Annotated in this window: 19 protein-coding genes and 1 tRNA gene; 9 read left to right on the top strand and 11 right to left on the bottom strand. The window is 64.4% G+C overall.

Annotation, left to right across the window (positions count from 1 at the left end; genetic code table 11):
* Nucleotides 1–140: 140 nt before the first annotated feature.
* Nucleotides 141–836, top strand: coding sequence for a nitroreductase (locus ACIBCN_RS02285; protein WP_396989644.1), 696 nt, complete (start codon nt 141–143; stop codon nt 834–836).
* On the opposite strand, the gene ACIBCN_RS02280 is transcribed toward ACIBCN_RS02285, so the two are convergent.
* The 7 genes from ACIBCN_RS02280 to aceE all read right to left on the bottom strand — a co-directional run bounded on the left by ACIBCN_RS02280 (nt 809) and on the right by aceE (nt 9,878).
* Nucleotides 809–1,285, bottom strand: coding sequence for a winged helix-turn-helix transcriptional regulator (locus ACIBCN_RS02280; protein WP_396989643.1), 477 nt, complete (start codon nt 1,283–1,285; stop codon nt 809–811). The two genes, ACIBCN_RS02285 and ACIBCN_RS02280, sit on opposite strands and share 28 nt — an antisense overlap.
* A 55-nt stretch (nt 1,286–1,340) precedes the next feature.
* A complete protein-coding gene (locus tag ACIBCN_RS02275) occupies nt 1,341–2,774 on the bottom strand; it encodes an acyl-CoA carboxylase subunit beta (RefSeq protein WP_396989642.1) in 1,434 nt (477 codons plus the stop codon).
* A 128-nt stretch (nt 2,775–2,902) separates the two neighbouring features.
* On the bottom strand, nt 2,903–4,153 hold the full coding sequence (locus tag ACIBCN_RS02270; protein WP_364729435.1) for a KasA/KasB family beta-ketoacyl-ACP synthase: 1,251 nt from the start codon (nt 4,151–4,153) through the stop codon (nt 2,903–2,905).
* 10 nt (nt 4,154–4,163) lie between these two features.
* The gene (gene acpM / locus ACIBCN_RS02265; protein WP_150408150.1) at nt 4,164–4,463 is read right to left on the bottom strand and encodes a meromycolate extension acyl carrier protein AcpM; all 300 of its coding nucleotides are present in this window, start codon (nt 4,461–4,463) and stop codon (nt 4,164–4,166) included.
* Between the two features lie 119 nt (nt 4,464–4,582).
* Nucleotides 4,583–5,497: an ACP S-malonyltransferase gene (locus ACIBCN_RS02260; RefSeq protein ID WP_396989641.1), complete on the bottom strand. Its 915-nt coding sequence runs from the start codon at nt 5,495–5,497 to the stop codon at nt 4,583–4,585.
* A 128-nt stretch (nt 5,498–5,625) separates the two neighbouring features.
* Entirely contained in the window at nt 5,626–6,960 is a 1,335-nt protein-coding gene (locus tag ACIBCN_RS02255; RefSeq protein WP_396989640.1) for a PucR family transcriptional regulator, read from the bottom strand.
* Nucleotides 6,961–6,971: 11 nt separating this feature from the next.
* Complete coding sequence (gene aceE, locus ACIBCN_RS02250) at nt 6,972–9,878, bottom strand: pyruvate dehydrogenase (acetyl-transferring), homodimeric type (RefSeq protein WP_396989639.1); 2,907 nt, start codon at nt 9,876–9,878, stop codon at nt 6,972–6,974.
* 235 nt (nt 9,879–10,113) lie between these two features.
* On the opposite strand from aceE, the gene ACIBCN_RS02245 reads away from it, so the two are divergent.
* The 4 genes from ACIBCN_RS02245 to ACIBCN_RS02230 all read left to right on the top strand — a co-directional run bounded on the left by ACIBCN_RS02245 (nt 10,114) and on the right by ACIBCN_RS02230 (nt 11,851).
* A complete protein-coding gene (locus ACIBCN_RS02245) occupies nt 10,114–10,671 on the top strand; it encodes a hypothetical protein (protein ID WP_396989638.1) in 558 nt (185 codons plus the stop codon).
* Nucleotides 10,672–10,797: 126 nt separating this feature from the next.
* Nucleotides 10,798–11,220: a DUF3052 domain-containing protein gene (locus ACIBCN_RS02240; RefSeq protein ID WP_150408147.1), complete on the top strand. Its 423-nt coding sequence runs from the start codon at nt 10,798–10,800 to the stop codon at nt 11,218–11,220.
* Nucleotides 11,221–11,295: 75 nt separating this feature from the next.
* Nucleotides 11,296–11,760: a peroxiredoxin gene (locus ACIBCN_RS02235; protein ID WP_396989637.1), complete on the top strand. Its 465-nt coding sequence runs from the start codon at nt 11,296–11,298 to the stop codon at nt 11,758–11,760.
* Between the two features lie 19 nt (nt 11,761–11,779).
* Nucleotides 11,780–11,851 (top strand) — tRNA-Val (locus tag ACIBCN_RS02230).
* An 87-nt stretch (nt 11,852–11,938) separates the two neighbouring features.
* On the opposite strand, the gene ACIBCN_RS02225 is transcribed toward ACIBCN_RS02230, so the two are convergent.
* Both ACIBCN_RS02225 and ACIBCN_RS02220 read right to left on the bottom strand, forming a co-directional pair.
* Complete coding sequence (locus tag ACIBCN_RS02225; protein WP_396989636.1) at nt 11,939–13,540, bottom strand: acyl-CoA reductase; 1,602 nt, start codon at nt 13,538–13,540, stop codon at nt 11,939–11,941.
* Between the two features lie 11 nt (nt 13,541–13,551).
* On the bottom strand, nt 13,552–15,006 hold the full coding sequence (locus ACIBCN_RS02220) for a hypothetical protein (RefSeq protein ID WP_396989634.1): 1,455 nt from the start codon (nt 15,004–15,006) through the stop codon (nt 13,552–13,554).
* A 35-nt stretch (nt 15,007–15,041) separates the two neighbouring features.
* On the opposite strand from ACIBCN_RS02220, the gene ACIBCN_RS02215 reads away from it, so the two are divergent.
* The 3 genes from ACIBCN_RS02215 to ACIBCN_RS02205 are packed head-to-tail and all read left to right on the top strand — an operon-like array spanning nt 15,042 to nt 17,346.
* Nucleotides 15,042–15,584, top strand: a complete 543-nt coding sequence (locus ACIBCN_RS02215; protein ID WP_396989633.1) for a PadR family transcriptional regulator — start codon at nt 15,042–15,044, stop codon at nt 15,582–15,584.
* Nucleotides 15,585–15,605: 21 nt separating this feature from the next.
* Entirely contained in the window at nt 15,606–16,586 is a 981-nt protein-coding gene (locus tag ACIBCN_RS02210; protein WP_396989632.1) for an ATP-binding cassette domain-containing protein, read from the top strand.
* Nucleotides 16,561–17,346, top strand: coding sequence for an ABC transporter permease (locus ACIBCN_RS02205; RefSeq protein WP_396989631.1), 786 nt, complete (start codon nt 16,561–16,563; stop codon nt 17,344–17,346). Before ACIBCN_RS02210 ends, ACIBCN_RS02205 begins: the two co-directional genes overlap by 26 nt.
* A 24-nt stretch (nt 17,347–17,370) precedes the next feature.
* Here the strand turns inward: ACIBCN_RS02205 and ACIBCN_RS02200 are convergent, their stop codons facing one another.
* Together ACIBCN_RS02200 and ACIBCN_RS02195 are read right to left on the bottom strand one after the other, a co-directional pair.
* On the bottom strand, nt 17,371–18,447 hold the full coding sequence (locus ACIBCN_RS02200) for an amidohydrolase family protein (protein ID WP_396989630.1): 1,077 nt from the start codon (nt 18,445–18,447) through the stop codon (nt 17,371–17,373).
* Nucleotides 18,448–18,485: 38 nt separating this feature from the next.
* Nucleotides 18,486–19,148, bottom strand: a complete 663-nt coding sequence (locus ACIBCN_RS02195) for a response regulator transcription factor (RefSeq protein ID WP_396989629.1) — start codon at nt 19,146–19,148, stop codon at nt 18,486–18,488.
* 516 nt (nt 19,149–19,664) lie between these two features.
* Here ACIBCN_RS02195 and ACIBCN_RS02190 point away from each other — a divergent pair.
* Nucleotides 19,665–19,916, top strand: coding sequence for a thiomuracin/GE37468 family thiazolyl RiPP peptide (locus tag ACIBCN_RS02190; RefSeq protein WP_396989628.1), 252 nt, complete (start codon nt 19,665–19,667; stop codon nt 19,914–19,916).
* Nucleotides 19,917–20,096: the final 180 nt, after the last annotated feature.

Here is a 20,096-nt window from a genome sequence, read left to right as displayed (position 1 = left end):
GCCTTGTCAGAGCCCGGCATTCAGGGCAATGCGAGCACTGGCCCTACACACCCGCATGCAGACCGACGCGCGAGCGTTTCGCATCGATAATTTCGATGCTAACGTTCGGTCTCATAATGGAACCAAATGGAGGAGCGGGGATGACGACAGCGGATGTGTCGACCGAGCAGTACACGGCATTGGCCAAGGTGCTCGACGAACGCTGGACCTGTCGGCAGTTCCTGGCCGATCCGGTGCCGCGGGAGGTCATCGAGACACTGCTGCGACTGGCGCAGCGCACCGCCTCCTGGTGCAACACCCAGCCGTGGCAGGTTGTGCTCACCGAGGGCGCGGGCACCGACCGGTTCCGCCAGGAGTTGCTCGCGCACGTCCAAACCGCAACGCCGGAACCGGATTTCCCGTTTCCCGCGCAGTACACCGGGGTGTTCCGGGACCGCCGCCGCGAGTGCGGAATGCAGCTGTACGACAGTGTCGGCATCAGCAAGGGCGACCACGAGAAGACGATGCGGCAAGCCGTGCGCAACTTCGAACTGTTCGACGCACCGCATGTGGCGATCGTGACCACCGAGGCGGACATCGGCGTCTACGGTGCCGTCGACTGCGGCGCCTACATCGGTAACTTCCTGCTGGGGGCGCAGAGCCTCGGCCTCGGGGCGGCACCGCAGGCGGCGCTCGCGTCGTACGCGCCGTTCATCCGCGCCTACTTCGGCATCCCGGACAATCGCCGCGTCGTCGCCGGGATCTCCTTCGGCTACCCGGACACCGAGCATCCGGTCAACGGGTTCCGCACCTCTCGCGAAAACCTGACTCAGGTAGCGACCTGGTTCACCGACTGACCTGCAAGCAGCCCCGGCCCGGCCTCGGGCAGCACGTCGCGCGCGGTCATCGCTTTGCCACACACGTCGCATTCGAGGTTCGCATGCGCCTCGCCCGTGCAGCCCTGGTGGGCGTAGCGCGCGGGCGGGCCGTCGGGCGCCATGTAGGTGTCGCCCCATTCCCGGATGGCCATGAGGATCGGATAGATGTCATGCCCCTTCTGGGTGAGCCGATACTCCTCGTGCGCACCCACCGCCGCCTTCCGCTTGACCAGGATCTCGTGCTCGATCAGCCGATCGAGCCGGTCCTGCAGCCGACTGCGCGAGATGCCCAGCGCACTCTGGAACCCGTTGAACCGGCGGATCCCGGAAAACGCGAACTTCAAGATCAGCAAAGTCCAGCGATCACCGAAGATCACGAGCGGGCGCGTAATCGAGCACGGCACGTCAGCAAGTTCTTCGTAGCGCACTTCTCGATGCTACCGAGCCCAGCACCCCAAGCCCCCACACCGCGCGTCCCGACACCTAGAGCGGGATGTTCTTCAGGTGGCTGGGGTGTGCGGGGGCGGCGGCTAGGGCGGCGGCGATGATGCTGCGGGTTTTTGCCGGGTCGATCACCTGGTCGACTACGCCGATGGCGACGGCGCGTTCGACGCCGCCCGCGATGCGTTCGTGCTCGGCGGTGAGGCGCTCGTGCAGTGCTTCGCGCTCCTCTTCGGGGGCGGCGGCGAGTGCCTTCTTGTGCAGGATGCCGACGGCGGCCTTGGCGCCCATGACGGCGACCTCGGAGCCGGGCCATGCGTAGACGGCGGTCGCGCCGAGCGAGCGGGCGTTCATCGCGATGTAGGCGCCGCCATATATCTTGCGGGTGACGAGGGTGACGCGGGGGACGCGCGCCTCGGCGAACGCGTGCAGCAGCTTGGCACCGCGGCGCACGACACCTTCCCACTCCATGCTGACGCCGGGCAGGTAGCCGGGCACGTCGGTGAGCACGATGAGCGGAATGCCGAAGGAGTTGCACAGGCGCACGAAACGCGCTGCCTTCTCGGCACTTTCGGAGTTGAGGCAGCCACCGAGACGGATCGGGTTGTTGGCGAGCACCCCGACGGTGCGCCCGGCCAGCCGACCGAGGCCGGTGACGATGCTGCGCGCGTACCCACCCTGCAGCTCCTCGAACGAGCTTTCGCCGTCGACGTTGTCGAGCAGTTCGTGGATGATCGGCTTCACGTCGTAGGCGCGCTTGGCCGATTCCGGCAGCATCGCCTTGAGGTCGACGTCGCCGTGCGCGGCCGCGAGCAGATCGAACTCGCCCTGTTCGGCGAACATCGACACCAGACGACGCGCGCGATGCACCGCGTCGGCCTCGTCATCGGCGACGATGTGGGCGACACCGGACTTCTTGCCGTGGGTGACCGGTCCGCCGAGGGTCGCCATGTCGACCTGCTCGCCGGTCACGCTGCGCACCACGTCGGGGCCGGTGACGAAGATGCGGCCCTCGGGGGCCATGATCACGATGTCGGTGAGCGCGGGCCCGTACGCGGCGCCACCTGCGGCGAAGCCGACGACCACGGAGATCTGCGGTACCAGGCCGGACGCACGGACCATGGCTTCGAAGACCAGGCCGACGGCGTGCAACGCCTCGACGCCCTCGGCGAGCCGGGCGCCACCGGAATGCCAGATGCCGACGATCGGGACGCCGGAGTCGATGGCGGTGTCGATCGCGTCGACGATGTGCTTGCAGCCCTCGACGCCCATCGCGCCGCCCATCACGGTGGCGTCGGAGCAGTATGCGACGGTGCGCACACCGTCGACCTCACCGATCGCGGCGAGCACACCGGACTTGTCGCGTGGGTGCAGCGGAAGCAGCGTGCCGGGATCGAAGAAACGCTGCAGCCGGCCGAGCGGATCGCGCGGATCCAGGTCCGTCCCTTGGTGCAGCGCGGGAGCGATAATCGTCATCGCGTTTTCTCCTCACCTCGTGAGTGCGCCGCTACCGCGGCTGCAAAAATGTCGATCCCGGCGGGATGAGGCCTTGGCGGCCCGATCCCGCCGGGATCGTCGTGCAGTCCGAAATTCGATACGGGCGGCTATGCCCGACCGAAGGCGAGCGCGACGTTGTGCCCACCGAAACCGAAGGAATTGTTGATCGCGTACTCGATCTCCTGACGGCGAGCTTCGCCGTGCACCACATCCAGGTCGATCGCCGGATCCTGGTTCTCCAGGTTCAGCGTCGGCGGGACGATGCCGTCCCGGATGCTGAGCACCGTGAGTACGGACTCGAGCGCGCCGACGGCACCGATCGAGTGTCCCAGTGCGGACTTCGGGGCGTAGACCGACGCGTGCTTGCCGATCGCCAGGCTGATCGCGTTCGCCTCGGCGGTGTCACCGATCGGCGTCGCGGTCGCGTGTGCGTTGACGTGAGTGATGTCCTTCGCGGTGAGACCAGCGGTCTGCAGCGCTCGGGTCATCGCACGAGCCGCGCCGACCCCATCGGGGGCGGGAGCGACGAGGTGGAAGCCGTCGGACGTGATACCGGCACCGAGCAGCCGGGCGTGGATGGTGGCACCACGCGCCTTGGCGTGCTCCTCGGTCTCGACGACCATCAGAGCGCCCGCCTCACCGAAGACGAAACCGTCGCGATCCTTGTCGAACGGACGCGAGGCACCCTTCGGATCGTCGTTGCGGGTGCTCATGGCACGCATCATGCTGAACGCCGCGATCGGCACCGCGTCGATATAACCCTCGACACCACCGGTGACGACCATGTCGGCATCGCCCATCACGATCATGCGCCATGCGTTGGCGATGGCCTCGGAGCCTGACGAGCATGCCGAGACCGGAGTGACCACTCCTGCCCTGGCCTTCAATTCGAGGCCGACAACGGCCGAAGGGCCGTTCGGCATGACCATCTGCACAGCCAACGGCGAAATCTTGCGATAGCCACCGCTTTTCAGCTTGTCGACCGAGTCGATGAGGGCGTCGCCGCCACCCAACCCGGTGCCGATGGCCACACCCAGCCGTTCCGGGTCGACCTCCGGGCTGCCTGCGTTACGCCAGACTTCGCGACCGAGCACGGTCGCGAGCTGCTCGACGTACGCCATGCGCCGGCACTCGACTCGGGTCAGCAGGGTCTCGGGCCGGACCTTCAGGTGACCGCCGATGCGGACCGGAAGGTCGTATTCCTCGACGAAGGAATCCTCGAGAACGTCGATACCGCTCTCGCCGTTGAGGAGTCCCTTCCACGTCGCATCGACATCACCAGCGATCGACGTGGTCGCCGCCAGGCTAGTGACGACGACGTTGGGGAAGTTCCCGTTCAAGGTGGAAGGAGTGGTCACAGTGTCAGCCCTACTCGGCGTCGAACTTGGCCTTGAGCTCCGCGGCGGCTTCGCTGTTCTCCGCCTCGAGCTTCTGGATGTAGCCGACAGCGTCGCCGACCGTCTTCAGGCTGGCCAGATCCTCGTCCGGGATCTTCACGCCGTACTTGTCCTCGGTCTGCACCGCGATCTCGACCATGGACAGCGAGTCGATGTCCAGGTCATCGACGAAGGACTTCTCGATCGTCACCTCGGAGGGTTCGATACCCGTCACCTCTTCGATGATCTTGCCGAGTTCCTCGACGATTTGTTCCTGGGTCAGAGCGGCCACTTCGTGGCTCCCTTCCTTGTTCTTTGTAGGGCGTGTACTGGTTTTTCGGATCGAGACGGCCGAAGGTTACGTCCGCTCGGTCACAACCGTGCATATCGATGCATGGCTGCGCAGGAAAGCTAGCCGGAGATGCTTACCCCGGCCAACGCGGGGAGGTCTTCCGGGGTCTTCAGGGCCACGGTGCGCGTGCCCTTCAGCTCCCGTTTCGCAATGCCGACCAGGGTGCCCGCCGGTGGCAACTCTGCCACCATGGAAACCTCTGCCTGCCTTACGGTTTCGGTGCACAGATCCCACCGGACGGGCCGGGTGACCTGGGCAGCAAGCTTGTTGATCGCGTCGCGACCCGAGTTCACCGGCTTGCCGTCGAAGTTCGACAGCAAGATCCTGCTCGGGTTGTTCGGCACGATCTGCGATATGGCATCGGTCACAGCGTCCTGTGCCGGCGCCATGAACGCGGTGTGGAAAGCACCGGCGACGGGCAGCGCGCGAATCCGTGCCTTCTCCGGCGGGTTCGCGGCGAGCTCCGCCAGCGCGTCCAACCGACCAGCGGCCACGATCTGGCCCGCCGCATTGCGGTTGGCCGGAACGAGGTCGAGTTCGGCGAGCCGAGCGAGCACGGCGGCCTCATCGCCACCGAGCACCGCGGACATGCCGGTCGGTTCCAACGCGCACGCCTTGGCCATCTCCGAACCACGGATGGCGGCCAATCGCACCGCGTCGTCCGGGGAGATGACCCCGGCGACAGCGGCGGCGGCGAGTTCACCGACCGAGTGTCCGGCGACGATGGTAGCGGCCGGAAGTGAATCCGTGGGGATTTCCGCATAGGCGAGCAACGCGGCGGCCACGACGAGTGGCTGGGTTACTGCCGTATCGGTAATCTCCTCCGCCGTCGCGGTGGTGCCGAGGCGAACCAGGTCCAGGCCGGAAGCCATGGACCAGAGGATGAGCCGGTCACGCGCGCCAGGGAGGTCGAGCCAAGGCGCGAGCATGCCGGGAGTCTGGGACCCCTGTCCAGGGGCGAACAACGCGATCACTCCCTAAGAGAACACTGTGAGGTGCCTCGCCGGAGATGTCGACGCGAATGAAGCTTGCCCTCGCGTTTTGTGGGAGTCCCACAAAAGGCCACGTGGGTCGACCCGGATCGGACGTCCCACGAATTCCGTTACAGGCCCTCTTCACCAAGTGTGAAATGAGGGGCATCTGGGGTTGGTGTTGACGTTTCGTTACGGGTTCGTGTCAAACGACCCACGGTGGCGGCGATTCTGAGCACATACGCGTCCCGCGGATTCATCGGATCACGACCCGTGATTTCGGCAATCCGTTTGAGGCGGTAGCGAACGGTATTTGGATGGACGTACAACTGACGCGCGCACGTCTCGACAGCTCCACCGCAATCCAGATAGGCCTCGAGCGTGTCCGCCAGTGACGATCCCGCCGAGGCCAACGGAAGGACAAGATACTCGTTCAACGCGTCGACCGCAGCTCGATCGCCGAGCAAAGCGCGTTCCGGCAGCAATTCGGTCGCATGCACCGGGCGTGGCGCGCCTCGCCAGCCAACCACGGCCTCCATACCGGCCAGCGCCTCGACCGCGCTGGCGTGCGCGGCACCCAGCGTGCGGGTGGTCGGGCCGATCACCACGGGACCGTCGGAGAAGACGTCGGCCAGCAGGTCTGCCAGGAACGGCGATATATAAGAGGACTCACCGAGATGGCCACTCACGACCATCACCAGGCGAGTGCCCTGCACTACCGCCAGCGCGGCGCGCCCGTGCCTGGCCGCGATCGCGTGCACCGCACCCACCGACGACACGCCTTGCTCGCCGGGCGGAGTGCCGACCAGCACCGTCGCCGGTGCGGTGGCATCCCAGTTCAAGGTGGCGGCCCTGGACAGCATGTCCGGACCCGTGTCACCACGCACCACGGCGTCGACGACGAGCGCCTCCAGCCTGGTGTCCCACGCGCCACGCGATTCGGCCGCGCTGGCGTACACCGAGGCGGCCGCGAAGCCGAGCTCACGCCCGTACCGCAGCACCGCCTCGGTGAGCGCGACCAGCTGCCGGTCGTTGCGCGCGAGCGCGGGCAGCCACTGTTCGAAGAACTCCATGGCCACCCGGACCATGTCCACGGTCTGGCGCAGCGTCAGCCGCCGCGCCAGATCCTGCGGGATCACCTGGAACGCGTCGAGGCTGAACCGGATATCGCTGTCCGGGTCCTGCAGCCATTCCAGGAAGTTCACCACCGCGGTCTGCACCAGCATCTGGACACCGGCGCGCTGCGCGGCGTCCAGATCGGCGAAGAACGGCAACCGATCCTGCATCGACCCGACCGCCTCGGTAGAGAGGCGTCCAGAGAACTGCTTCACGCGTTTGAGCAGCGTGTCCGGTAGTGGGTCGCGGGTTTGCCGGTTCGGGGAGAGCGCGCCCGTCGGCAGATACACCTCGTGCTCGGAAGAGCCCTCGGAGATCCGTCGCGGCCGCGGCGGTTTACGGTCCACCATTCAATCGTCCGCTACTCGCCGTCCCCATCGGAACTCGACGCGTTATTCGGCGCGGCGTCGACGTCGTCGATGCGGTACTTCGACGCGGCCTCGATCACCTTGGCGTCGTCGATCTTTCCGGCCTTCGCGAGGCCGGACAGGGCGGCTACCACGATCGATTGCGCGTCGACGTTGAAAACGCGACGAGCGGCGGCCCTGGTATCGGAGAAGCCGAAGCCGTCGGTGCCGAGGGTGATGAAGTCGCCGGGCACCCACTTACGCACCTGGTCCGGAACCGCGCGCATCCAGTCCGTCGCGGCGACGAACGGGCCCTCGGCCCGCGACAGCGCCTCGGTGACATACGGAATGCCGTGGTCCTCGTCCGGGTAACGCAGTGCGGCGATCTCCCGGTGCAGTGCTTCCTTGCGGAGCTCGCCCCACGAGGTCACCGACCAGACATCGGCCTGCACACCCCAGTCCTCGGCGAGCAGCGCCTGCGCGCGCAGGCCGTCCGGCACGGTGACCCCGGAGACCAGGATCTGGGCCCGCACCTCACCTTCGCCACCGGGCTTGTACAGGTAGATGCCCTTGAGCAGGCCGGCGATGTCGACGCCGTCCGGCTCGGCTGGCTGCTGGTACGGCTCGTTGTAGAGGGTGATGTAGTAGAAAATGTCCTCGCCGCCGAAACCGCCGTCGGCCTTGCGGGTATCGGTGCCCGGCAACGCATACGGAACCGGATCCGGCGTGCCGCCGCCGTACATCCGGCGCAGACCATCCCGGATGATGTGCGCGATCTCGAAGGAAAACGCCGGATCGTAGGTGACCACAGCCGGATTGGTGGAGGCCAGCAGCAGCGAGTGGCCGTCGTTGTGTTGCAGCCCCTCACCGGTCAGCGTGGTTCGCCCGGCGGTTGCTCCGAGCACGAAACCGCGAGCCAGTTGATCCGCCGCGGCCCACAGACCGTCGCCGGTACGCTGGAAACCGAACATCGAGTAGAAGATGTACAGCGGGATCATCGGCTCGCCGTGCGTCGAGTACGAGGTGCCGACCGCGGTGAACGACGCGGTGGATCCGGCCTCGTTGATGCCCTCGTGCAGGATCTGCCCGACGGTGCTCTCTTTGTAGGCAAGCATCAACTCGGCGTCGACCGATGTGTACAACTGGCCGTTGCGGTTGTAGATCTTCAACGAAGGGAACCACGAGTCCATACCGAAGGTACGGGCCTCGTCCGGGATGATCGGGACGATCCGCTTGCCGATCTCCTTGTCCCGCAGCAGCTCCTTCATCAGCCGCACCAGTGCCATCGTGGTGGCCACGCTCTGCTTGCCCGAGCCCTTGCGCACCGACTTGTACGCCTCGTCGCCCGGAAGTTGCAGCGGCTTAGCTGTGGTGCGTCGTTCGGGCAGGTACCCGCCGAGCGCCTTGCGGCGATCCAGCATGTACTGGATCTCGCGCGACTCCATGCCCGGGTGGTAGTACGGCGGCAGGTACGGATCCTTCTCCAACTCGGCGTCGGTGATCGGAATCCGTTGCAGGTCACGGAAATCCTTGAGGTCCTGCAGGGTCAGCTTCTTCATCTGGTGCGTGGCGTTGCGGCCCTCGAAGTGCTTGCCGAGGGTGTAGCCCTTGATGGTCTTGGCCAGGATCACCGTCGGCTGACCCTTGTGTGCCATCGCGGCCGCGTAGGCGGCGTACACCTTGCGGTAGTCGTGGCCGCCGCGCTTGAGATTCCAGATGTCCTGATCGGACAGGTCCTGCACGAGCGCCTTGGTGCGCGGGTCGCGGCCGAAGAAGTGGTCGCGCACGTAGGCGCCGTCGTTGGCCTTGTAGGTCTGGTAGTCGCCGTCCGGTGTGGAGTTCATCAGATTCACCAGTGCGCCATCGCGATCCGCGCCGAGCAGCGCGTCCCACTCACGACCCCAGATCACCTTGATGACGTTCCAGCCGGCGCCGCGGAAGAACGACTCCAACTCCTGAATGATCTTGCCGTTGCCGCGCACCGGGCCGTCCAGCCGCTGCAGGTTGCAGTTGACCACGAAGGTCAGGTTGTCCAGGCCCTCCAGCGCCGCGACGTGCGCGAGACCGCGCGACTCCGGCTCGTCCATCTCACCGTCGCCGAGGAACGCCCACACGTGCTGATCGGAGGTGTCCTTGATGCCGCGATCGTGCAGGTAGTGATTGAACCGGGCCTGGTAGATGGCGTTCATCGGGCCGAGACCCATGGACACCGTAGGGAATTCCCAGAAGTCCGACATCAGCCGAGGATGCGGATACGACGGCACCCCGTGGCCAGGGCCGCCGTGGCTGTACTCCTGCCGGAAGCCGTCGAGCCGGTCGGTGCCGAGCCTGCCCTCGAGGAAGGCGCGCGCGTAGATGCCCGGCGAGGCGTGCCCCTGGATGAAGATCGAATCACCGCCACCGGAGTGATCCTTGCCGCGGAAGAAGTGGTTGAAGCCGACCTCGTACAGCGCCGCCGAGGACGCGTAGGTCGAAATGTGGCCGCCGACACCGATTCCCGGGCGCTGCGCGCGGTGCACCATGATCGCGGCGTTCCAGCGGATCCAGGCGCGGAAGCGCCGTTCCACCTCTTCGTCGCCGGGGAACCAAGGCTCGTTCTCGGTGGGGATGGTGTTGACGTAATCGGTAGACGTCAACGCGGGGATGGCGACACGGCGTTCACCGGCCCGCTCCAGCAGACGGAGCATGAGGTAACGCGCTCGGCCGGGCCCTTCACGGTCGAGCATCTCATCGAATGACTCGAGCCATTCGCTGGTTTCCTCCGGGTCGATGTCCGGTAGGTAGGACGCCACCCCTTCGCGAATCACCCGCACACGCTCGGTCGGCTGGGCTTGCGAGCCGCTCGGATCGCGGCCGGCCGGAGCGGCGGACTCGGATCCAGCGGGTTGCGCTGGAGCGGAAGAGTGGATCAGGTCGGTCAAATCTGCTCCTCGTACAGGGGTGGACATGCGGATAGCGTCGATATCCCCGAGCGGTGTCGCGTGGGTTTGCGTACCACTCGTTTACGAAAGGTCGGGGCGCACCCTCCATCCTTGCCGATGGTGTGCCCCAGGTCATCATGTCAGCAGGAAATCCAGTACCGTGCGCTGGGCAACATGAGCCCAGGCCGCTGTAGTTTTCGAGCGCCCGGCGAGGCGCACGTCATACGGGAGGACGATGAAGACGCTGGACCCGCGCGGGTTCGGATTGGTGTGCGCGACCGGAGCGATCGTTGTCGGCGTGGTAGTGGCCGGCTGCGCGAACGGGGTCGTTGGCACGGCGAATCCCAATACCGCTGATCTAGCGGCCTACAAGACCGAGGCGGCCGCCTCGTCGGCCGCGGCCACCTCGTCGAAACGCGCCGCGGCGCAGGACAGGGCGATCACCGACAACTGCGCGCAGTTCCCGACCACCACCGGCGTCGGGGTCGCCAAGTACAACGAGTTCGTCGACGCGCACGACGCCAACGCCGCCGACTACGCGGCCAAACGCGAACTCGCCGCGTCAACCCTGGATGACGCCGCGAACAAGGTGGAGACCGGAGTCAACACCGCGAAGGACTCGATCCCCGCGGATCTCGCCGGAAAATTCACCGACTACGTCACAGCGGCACGCGCGCTCTCCGCCGAGACCCGCAAGATGACCTACTCCGCGCCTGTAGGGCCGCTCAACGACGCAAGTAGGCGGGTCAACGACGCGCGCAACGCCGTCCGCGACGCCTGCCCGAAGCGCTGAAACAGTCGATGACACAACATTGTCACGCGACATTCCGGGCCATTTTCTTCGGATCGGCTTGCGCTGGAGGCCATAACCATGTTCGCTTGCAACTACCTATTGTCGGGAGTTGAGGAGGACACCACCGTGGTCGCCGCGGCGGACGCGCAGAACTACGCTCAGAAGCTTGGCATTACACACGGCTTGGTTGTCCAGGAATTGGGCTGGGACGAGGACGTCGACGACGACTTGCGAGCCGACGTCGAGGAGTCCATCGGCAGCGATCTTGTCGATGAGGATTCCGACGAAGTAGTCGACGTTGTGCTGCTGTGGTGGCGCGACGGGGACGGTGATCTGGTCGACGCACTGATGGATGCGATCGGTCCACTCGCCGACGAAGGCTTCGTCTGGGTACTCACGCCCAAGACCGGACATCCGGGACATGTTGAACCAAGCGAAATCGCAGAATCCGCACCGACCGCCGGTCTGACTCAGACCTCGGCGATCGCCCTGGGTAGCTGGGCGGGCAGCCGCCTGGTGCAACCGAAGGCGCCCTCGAAGCAGCGCTGACCCACCTTTCGCTATGGTGTCGCCGGGCGGTGATCGCGCCGCCCGGCGGAAACCCGACACGATGGAGGATTTGCGATGCCGCTCGAAGTTGGCACTGTCGCGCCGGATTTCACGCTCAAAGATCAGAACAACCAGGACGTCAGCCTGTCGGACTACCACGGCAAGAAGAACGTGCTGATAGTGTTCTACCCGCTCGCCTTCACCGGCATCTGTCAAGGTGAACTGTGCAAGGTGCGCGATGAACTCCCCAAGTTTCAGAACGACAACGCGGAGATCCTCGCGATCTCCGTCGGCCCACCCCCCACCCACAAAATCTGGGCGGCCGAACAGGGCTACGTCTTCCCGCTGCTGTCCGACTTCTGGCCACACGGAGCCGTCGCTCAGGCCTACGAGGTCTTCAACGAAAAATCCGGCTACCCCAACCGCGGCACCTTCGTCGTCGACCGCGAGGGCTACATCCGTTTCTCGGAGATGAACGGCCCCGGAGAAGCCCGTGACCAGGCGGCTTGGGAGAAAGCGCTCGCCGCGCTAGATTCATAACCCGGTCGGTAACGATCAGGGGCGTATAGCTCAGCGGTAGAGCACTGGTTTTACACACCAGCGGTCGGGGGTTCGATCCCCTCTGCGCCCACAGAATCGAAAGCCGCGGGTCAGGGACCTGCGGCTTTCGATACGTTGAGGCGCTTATTCGAACCGTGCGTCGTTGCTTATTGAGCTGTCAAGAGTTGACCCAGTTCACCAGTTCGTGCAGAACATGCATCCCGTCATGAGGCATCCCGATGTAGGCGCATTCAGTGTCCCCGAGCGGCAGGATTGTGCTCACTCCGCGTGCCGCGAGTTCGTCACGGACCTGTACCCGCACAGGCTCCGGGTACACGCCGACGGTCGATATTCCAGGTTGAAAGAACTGGACTGCATCCGCTAGCTGACGAACGGCACGGACGACCACGCAACGGGACATCGGATGAGCGGCAAGGTCGAATGGGTTGGGCAAGTAGACCACGGCCGAGGTTATGTCCGGCCATCGTCCGTTTTCGAACCACGTTCCGCGAAGAAAGGCACCCCGCTTGAGTCGTCTCAACCTACCGAGTGCCTGAGGTGGAAGGCGGTGCGGGAGCGCGCGATCCCAGGTGGCCAGCGCACCTTGCAGCGCCCGGCAATACTCGAGCACCTCAACTTCCGAACCTTCGACATAGTGCACAAGCGACGATGTACACCCGGCCTGATTGGCGACCATGACGTCCACTGCAGCGCGGGCGGCAACGTTGTCCACGTCATCGGCGAACACTTGATGACCGATCAAGCTCATGCCCACCCGCGGCCGCAACAGGATCTGTCTGGCATCGGTAGCGCGCTGTGTCACGCTACTCATGGTGTCCGCGGCCCCCCAGACGAGCAGCCTGTCGAAGTTTCCAGGGGCGAAGAGGACGTCTTCAACTCGTCGTTCGCCTCCCTTCCAGTACACCAGTGAGGTGTGGCGGGTTATCGGGTGGTCCGGATCCAGCCGCGCCATGGCGTGGGCCAGTACGGCCGCGGTCGCTGTTGCTCCGGAAGGGCTCTTGATCACCGCCGCGCCCTTGGTGCTCAGCGCACGGAGGAACGAGATGGCGGGGACGATCGGAGCGTTGCCTGCGGTGATATGAAGTTGCCTGGTCGGCATCGCTCGGGTGAGAGGTACGCGCGGCAGCGGTGGTTTATACCCGCCGATCTGTGTGGCCGCGATAGCCGTTGGTCCCGGCGACGCGGCGGCGGAGACCTCGGCCCAGCCATCCAGGTAGCGCGAGCCGGGGTGATCCCCGGTCGCCAGCCCCCTGTCCACTGCCGCCCCGAGTCCGTCTCGATCGAACAGGCCGGGCAGCGAGGCGAAGAATCGCTCGTGGAACCGGCCGCCGAGCCATGATGTCGCCGCCGCCGAGCGTGCCGCGTGCGCAAGCAAGTTACCGTCGTTCAGCACCCGGCTCAGCCCCTCCGCGTATGCGAGCACCTCGCGGAAGGGAAGGGAGTACAACGAACGGGCCAGTTCGCCGGGGTCGTTCTCGATAAGCTCGCGGGGGTCGACCGTCGGTAGCACCAGATACTGGCTTTCCCCCGTAGGTACGAGTGTCGTCTGGTCGATGACGGGGTGGCGGATGACGGTCGCGTGCTCGAATGACCGTGCAGACTCCGACCCGGCCGCCTGCCCTTGCTCGCCGGCATCCCACAGGGCGTCGAGTTCTCCCGCCGAGAGGTCGGGTGCTTGCACGATCCTGCCTTTGACGAGCGCGGGAAGTGCCACGGTCCCGCCGGGGAGGGTGTCGGGGTCGCTTGCCGGGCGCGCCATCGGTGGCCGATTCAGGCGAGTACGGACGCTGCGACACCGGCGCAGCCCCGCTCGGCCGTGTGTGCCGACCGTGTGATTCGTCCGGCGATAGACCAGCCGTCCAGACCGCAATCGCAACGGTCGTTGATCAGGCGGCCGACATCGCCGGTGACGAGGAAGCCGGGATACGAGACGGCGAAGGGGTCGAGGAAAGCGAGCGTCCCAGTGTTATCGCTACCTTCCAGCGGAGTGAGCTGATCATCTACCACGAGCGGTTCCACGAGCGGTGGAATGTGATATCGGCGCTCGGTGCACGTCTGCAGGGTCACGTTGAGCTCCGAGGTCGAATATCCGTCGACGGTATGAGATGACGGTACCCCGAGCGCCGCCGCGATTAGGTCCTCGACCATGTTTTCGGGCACATGGTCGGCATTTTTCCAGCCCCCACCGGTCATTACCACACTTCCCGGCGGCAGGTGCAGTTCGCCGAAATTTTCTGCGGCATATCGGCACATATCGAGCACCTCGAACGGAGGACCGAATATCAAGACACTACGATTAGTCTTTATCGACTTCTTCAGGAATTCCAGAGATTGCTCGAACAAGATATTTCGATCGCGCCGCATCGCTGTCTTCGATGGTCCCGCCCCGACCATGTCCGCGGTGAGCGGAACGTCGTAGAGAAAGTGTGCCGTTTCTGCCAGGTCCGCTATCGCGGACGCCGCGTTCTGCAGCCCGGTGCCGAGACCGCGAGGGGTCATGAGGAGACAGTCGAAAGGCGTGCTGGTCAGCGCGCACAGGACCGGATGCGGATAGTAGCTGCCGCTGGCGCGAAGCGCCCAGAGGCTGAGCGGGTCACGCGGAATGAACGACGGGCTGCCGGATGTCCCACTCGAGTAGCTGACGTAGATGCGGTCCTTACTCAGCCGCCGACACCAGTCCTGGATGCTTCTCGATTCCTCTGTCGCCATCGGTATCCGGCGAAAGAAGATGGTGCCGAGCCACCCGTTCATGGCGCCGAAATCGCGTCGGTCGAGCCGGCTTCGGTCGTACGACTTGAATATGTCGGTTGTCACCGTCAGCTCATTCGAAATGGTGTGCACGTCTTTGACGGAAATAATGCCTGATTCTTCCGCCATCTTTCGGTAGGCGGGAATCAGAGTGCAGTACCGGCGGGCGTTTATCAGCAAGGCTCGATGCCGTATCCGCGCCACCGCCGAAAGATCGATCTGTTCCTTTTCGTTCCATTGGCGAGTCGACGCGAGAAGTGATTTCAAGCATTGCACGAGCGTCTGCTCTAATTCTCGGTCAGTTCTCTCGGGCACAGCGAACTCCTGGCTACATCGCAAACCACGTCGGTCGTACGCGATCAACGCTAGAAGACTCCGGTCGATGGCCACATCCGTCCGCATGGCCCGCTCGGGTGGCGAGCGCCCCGGTACGCCGGTGGTACCGCTGGTCAGGACCACGAGCGAGTGCTCAAACATTGACAAAAATTTGTATACAAGTTTAAATATTACCTATGTCCACCACTCGATTGCTGCTGCTCGGCGTACTCATGGATCGTCCACTGCATGGCTACGAGGTCCGCAGAACCCTCGAGCTGTGGGGCGCGGAGGGCTGGGCGAACGTCGCGTACGGCTCCATCTATTTCGGTCTGCGCAGGATGGCCGGCGAGGGCTTGGTCGAGGTTGTCGGCGAGGAGTCGAGAGGTCAAGGGGCGCCCCGCACTGTCTATGCGATCACCGACTCGGGCGAGGCCGAATTCCATCGCCTGTTACGCCATCACTGGTGGGAGGTCAAGCCACCCGCTGACCCCTTCCAGACGGCACTGACCTTCATGCAGCATCTCGAGCGTCCCGAATTGCTTGCCGCACTGCGACATCGGACGACCGTTCTGGAGGGTCATCTGGAGCGACTCGACTACGTGTCCGGACAGAAAATCGACGCTGGCGCGCCGGCGCATATCGCGGAGAATATCCGCCTCGGCACTGCGCATGTGACCGCCGCACTCAGCTGGTTGAAGGAAATAACCGCAAAGGTCGAGCAGGGGGAAGTCCCCTGACCTCGGAGGAGGTGGCTAGGAATGATGATCCAAGCGTCCGGTCTGACGAAGACCTTCGTGACGCGCAAAGGCCGAGATAAAAACCTTGTCGAGGCGGTACGAGGCATCGACCTCACCGTCCGCGACGGCGAGATATTCGGTCTGCTAGGCCCGAACGGTGCCGGGAAGACGACGACGGTTCGCATCCTCGCCAGCCTCCTACCACCGGATGGCGGTGAGGCCACCGTGGCCGGCCACGACATCGTCCACGAACAAGTCAAAGTTCGGGAGAACCTCGGTTATGTCTCACAGGCGGGTGGCATCGACGACGGAGTTACCGTCCGAGACAACATGATGCTGCAGGCGCGATTGTGCCGAATGCCCCGCAACGCCATGAATTCCCGCATCGGAGAGCTCCTCGCCACGCTCGGCCTGGCCGACATCGCGGACCGCGCACCACGTGTGTTGTCCGGTGGGCAGAAGCGACGGCTGGCACTGGCCGTCGGGCTGGTACACCGGCCACCGCTGCTCTTTCTCGACGAGCCAACGCTGGGGCTGGACCCGCACGGCCGCACCCAGCTGTGGAGTGAGGTGCAGAAACTACGAGAATCCGGGACAACGATCCTGCTCACCACGAATTACCTCGACGAGGCCGATGCGCTGTGCGACAGGCTGGCGATTGTCGACAATGGTCGCATCGTGGCCGAGGGCACACCCGAATCGCTCAAGCGCGAGGTCGCCGGCGAGTCCGTGACCGTTACCCTCCCGATAGGCAATGGCATTTCCGACAGAGCCGCAGCGGCAGTGTCGGAGCTTCCATTCGTCCGGTCGGTTCAGGCGTACGAGGGCCGACTGCGCGCTTACGTCGACGACGGCCAGCAGGCACTACCGCCGCTGCTGCGCGCCCTCGACGCGCATGACATCAAGGTAGGCGCCGCCACCTTGACCAGACCCAGTCTCGACGACGTTTTCCTCGACCGTACCGGGCGTTCGCTGCATGAAGCCGAACTCGCGGCTGTTTGAGAAGGATCGTGAAATGACGAATGTTGTTCAAGACACTGGTACAATCACCGTCTACGAATTCCGCCGCTCGCTGCACAGTCCGGCGTGGGTGATCTTCGGAGTTCTGCAACCGATACTCTGGCTGCTCCTATTCGCGCCGATGCTACGCAACGTCTTCCCGGGAAACTCGCTCCAGATCTTTGCCCCCGGCATGCTGTTTCTGGTCGTCATCTACGGAAATCTCTACCAGGGCTTCGACCTCGTCGCCGCGATGCGCGCGGGTGTGCTCGAACGGCTGGCCGTTACCCCCGCCAGCCGGTCGTCGCTGTTACTGGGCAGGCTGCTACGGGACGCCGTAGTGACTCTCCTACAAGGCATCCTGATGATGGCAGCCGCATGGCTGATGGGCATGCACGCGTCGATCGGTGGCGTCGCACTCACGCTCGTTCTCATCATGCTTGTCGGAATGTGGGGAGCCGCACTGTCTTACGGGCTGGCCCTGCGGATCCGCGACGAAAGCGGTCTGGCGTCCTCGGTCGGTTTTCTCGCCCTGCCGCTGATGCTCATCTCCGGGGTAATCCTCCCCTTCAGCCTGGCACCGGGCTGGTTGCAGGGCCTGGCCCACGTCAACCCGTTCTACTACGTGGTCGAGGCGGGTCGTCACCTGTTCGCGGGCCAGTTCGACGACGGGTTTGTGCCGCTCGCGTTCGCGCTCACCATAGGGATCACGGCGCTGACCCTCGCCTGGGCGGTGTCCGGCGTCCGACACGCGGCAATCTGACCGGCCAGCCGACGGTTTCAGGAGTCAACGCGGCAGCCTCAAACCGCGTCGCCATATTGCGGCAATTGATGTGGTGGCGGTGATCGAGGTTGTCGGGTCGCCGTCCACCAGTACCAGATCCGCAGGCACTCCAACGACGATACGGCCTCGATCGGAAAGACCGAAGCAGTCAGCCGTTGTCCGGGTCGCGGCCGCTAACGCGTCGGTGGCCGAGAGGCCGGCCGCGACCAGCAACTCCAGCTCACGATGCAGGCCACCGCCGTGCGCAGCACCAGGATTCGGAGCGTCGGTGCCCGCGAGGATACGAACACCCGCACCGTATAGTTTTTCTGTGTTCTCCAGCGCTGTGTGCAGCGAGAGCGCTCCGCTCCGCGCTGCACACACCGCCGCAAGCGCGGTAAGGGTTGGTATCACGAATACACCAGACTTTGCGAGCGAGTCTGCGAAGCCATCGGCTATCGGCTGATCGACGATCACATGCCCGAGCGCATCTGCACCTTCGGCGATTGCCAGCCGCGCCGCCGCATACGTTGTCGCGTGGGCGATGGCGAGGCGGCCGTGCTCGTGTGCCGCAGCGATCACGGCCGCCACGCAGGACCGGGACAAGCATGGGACGGGGCGGCCGACCGTAGTCCCGTCCTCGACGAAAACCTTGATGTAGTCAGAACCTTCGGCGATCCGCTCGGCAACAAATTCTGCTGCTCGGTCGGCGGAGTGCAGCACCGGGAAGGGACGGTACAGGCCACGTTGAACCAGGCTCCAGGGATGCCCCGCAGGAGCGGTGGCGCCGATGCCCGCGGTCCGCAAGTCCGCGATCGTCGCGTCGACCCGAGCGTGAGCTCGAAGGCTCGATGCCACAGCCGGTTCGGCGAACATGTCCAATACCGTGGTCACGCCGAACCGCATCGCCTCCCGCGTCGCGCCGGGAAAGACGTGCGCGTGCCCGTCGATAAGACCGGGAAGCAGCGTTCGCCGCGAGCCTTCGATCACCTCCGTGCCCGGCGGCGGGACCGGGCACTCGGGGGTGATCGAGGTGATGTGTGTGGGGCCGATCAACACCGAGGCGCGAGGTAATACGACGGTACCGTCGAATACCCGCACGTCTCGGATCAGCGTGCCGGTGCCGGTCGAGGGGCTGGTCACTTCTTCGGTGCGGAAATCCAGCCCATTACCTCTGTGCGGTTGTTGAGCCCGAGTTTGCGCAGGACGCTGCTTGTATGGTTTTTGACCGTCTGCAAGCTGATGGTCAGCTCCTTGGCGATCTCGGCGTTGGTGAGGCGCATCGACATCAGGGTCAAGACGTCGCGTTCCCGCGGACTGAGTCGGTTCATGTGTGCGCCCCCGTTGCGTTGGTTCTCCATCGTGCCGATGAACCAGTCCTGCCGACCCTGGGCGGCGTCATGGATTGCCTGGATAAGCCGTTGCGGCTGCGCGTCTTTACTCACATAGCCGCATACGCCGAGCAAATAGAAGGGGAGCAGCAGCTCCCGGGATCGGATACTGGAGAACACGACGACATACGGGCAGTTCGGGCGCTTGAACAAGGAGCGAACCATGCTTACCGGCCCGATCGGGTACGCGAGGCTCGGGTCGACCACGGCGACGTCCGGTTCCTGTTCATCGATGAGGTCGTGCAGCCCCTGCTCGTCGTCCGCCTCGCCGATGACCTGCGCTGCGTTCTGCTCCAGTACGGCACGGATTCCGATACGTGTGACCGGTTGTGCATCAAAGACCACGACGCGTACCCGATTCAGGTGATCCTCCCCCGGAACGCTATGGTTTTTTATCACGAAACCCCCCATCGAACAACAACGTGTTGATGACAACACAGCGTATAGCAATCTTGCGCGCCGGGCGAACAATTATGTACCAAGATCGGGAACGTCCATTTTTCGCTCTCGTGAAAGCAGTTTGCTCACGCAGAGCCGAATGTTGCCGGGCAGGCGTTCTAGCGAAATAGTTGACGTGTACTCGAAGGTGTTGCGCACGTGGCAGATAGACATTATATGGAATTGATTACGCTGTTTGCGTACTGTTCTCGATGCGGTTGCCGGAGAACCGGGTCGCACGGCGTCGGCCACCCAGGGGCGCCCTTGTCGACGCCATACGGCTGGATCGACGCGACAATGCGGCGGCGTGCCCGGCCTCGACCGGAAGCTACCTTCCCGCAACAGAATTCGCATCTGCAGCGGCACGGATGGTCGGCGGCGCCCGAAGAGCCGAGGCCGATGACGCGCGAATTGATCTCGGCACCACAGTACTTCTGCTCCTAGCGATGTACTGCCCGATGTGGTCGCCCAGTCAGCTCCTCGCAGGCGATGGCACGGCCTCCAGAACCGTCTAACGTGGCTGACGCAGAGTCAGGCCTCGTTTTATGCGTGATTGCAGGAGGAATTATGAAAGAAATCGATTTGAACATCGACGATCTGGACGTCACAGATCTCGACTCGATCGAACCGGTCGACGTGGGACTGGAGTCCCTCAGCATGGGCCACGGCCTCACCGAACTAGGCGCATCCTGTTGCTGCTCCGCTTCGACATGCAGCAGCTGCTGCGCCGCACCCATCTGATCGATCGACAGTGGCTCGGCCGCTGCCATATCACCGATCTGCCGGAAACCTGACACCGAGTCAGGCCTCGTTCGATACGAGATTCAGGAGGAATTATGAAAGAAATCGATTTGAACATCGACGATCTGGACGTCACAGATCTCGACTCGATCGAACCGGTCGACGTGGGACTGGAGTCCC

It is taken from the genome of Nocardia sp. NPDC051052 (assembly GCF_044456045.1).
Lineage (GTDB): Bacteria > Actinomycetota > Actinomycetes > Mycobacteriales > Mycobacteriaceae > Nocardia.
Note: the sequence above shows the minus strand (reverse complement) of the source record. Positions and strands in the feature narration are given on the sequence as shown.